Origin of the sequence: Cupriavidus basilensis (assembly GCF_029335485.1) — a bacterium.
Lineage (GTDB): Bacteria > Pseudomonadota > Gammaproteobacteria > Burkholderiales > Burkholderiaceae > Cupriavidus > Cupriavidus basilensis_E.
Window position 1 is genome coordinate 1 of sequence record NZ_JARJLM010000269.1, and the last position, 1,118, is coordinate 1,118.

General features: G+C 68.2%; 2 protein-coding genes. Both read right to left on the reverse strand.

Going from position 1 to position 1,118, the window contains the following annotated elements; translation table 11 throughout:
- Positions 1-41: 41 nt before the first annotated feature.
- Complete coding sequence (gene pcaG / locus P3W85_RS15755; protein ID WP_017228697.1) at positions 42-620, reverse strand: protocatechuate 3,4-dioxygenase subunit alpha; 579 nt, start codon at positions 618-620, stop codon at positions 42-44.
- Positions 621-623: 3 nt separating this feature from the next.
- The coding region (gene pcaH / locus P3W85_RS15760; protein ID WP_276265484.1) for a protocatechuate 3,4-dioxygenase subunit beta at positions 624-1,118 on the reverse strand (495 nt) is incomplete at its 5' end.

The window sequence follows — 1,118 nt, forward strand, 5'->3', positions numbered from 1 at the left end:
CGCGCCTGCATGCGCGTTGCGCCCTGCCTCGGCGGCCAGGGTCAGATGCTGAAGAAGACCGTTTCGTCCTCGCCCTGCAGCACCACCTGCCATTGCAGCTTGCCCGCGCCGGCTGGCTGCGCCACCAGCGTCTGGCGGCGCTCGGCTGGCACCTGCGACAGGACCCAGTCGCTGGCGTTGGCCTGCGCTTCGTCCGGGAAGTATAGGCGCGTGGTCAGGTGCTTGAGCAGGCCGCGCATGAACAGCGACACCACGATATGCGGCGCCTGCGGTCTGCCATCGGGGCCCGGCACGGCGCCCGGCTTGACGGTGACGAAGCGGAAGCTGCCGTCCGGCTGCGTCGGCACCCGGCCAAAACCGGTGAAACCAGGCACCAGTGCCAGTTCCGCGCCTTCACGCGCATCGTCGGGATGGCGGTAGCGGCCGGCCGGGTTGGCCTGCCAGATTTCCACCATGCCGTCAGGCACGGGCTCGCCGCGGGCGTCGAGCACGCGGCCTTCGATCACGATGCGCTCGCCGGCCAGGGCAGGCGCCTCGGCGGTCAGGTCGGCGCAGTCAAGGCCGGACAGGCCGATATGCAGGTAGGGACCGACGGTCTGGGATGCGGTGGCGTACAACATGGCTTACTCCATCGGCGTGGCATCGCGGCCACGCAGCACGATATCGAAACGATAGCCGAGCGCGTACTCGGGCATCGTGGTTTCCCAGTCGAAGGCGGCCACCAGGCGCGCGCGCGCCTTCTCGTCCGGCACGCAGCTGTAGATGGGATCGAAGGCGAGCAGCGGATCGCCGGGGAAGTACATCTGCGTCACCAGCCGCGTGGCATAGGCATTGCCGAACAGCGAAAAATGGATATGCTGCGGACGCCATGCATTGTGGTGGTTGCGCCAGGGATAGGCGCCGGGCTTGATGGTCTTGAACTGGTAGCGGCCCTGGTCGTCGGTCACCGCGCGGCCTTCGCCGGTGAAGTTCGGATCCAGCGGTGCGTCGTGCTGGTCGCGCTTGTGCACGTAGCGGCCGGCGGCGTTGGCCTGCCACACCTCGATCAGCGCATTGCGCACCGGGCGGCCGTTCTCGTCGAGCACACGGCCGCTCACCAGGATGCGTTCGCCAATGGG

Excerpts from the sequence above, each read along its gene's own strand:
- pcaG (WP_017228697.1), bottom strand. The coding sequence starts at position 620 with ATGTTGTACGCCACCGCATCCCAGACCGTCGGTCCCTACCTGCATATC.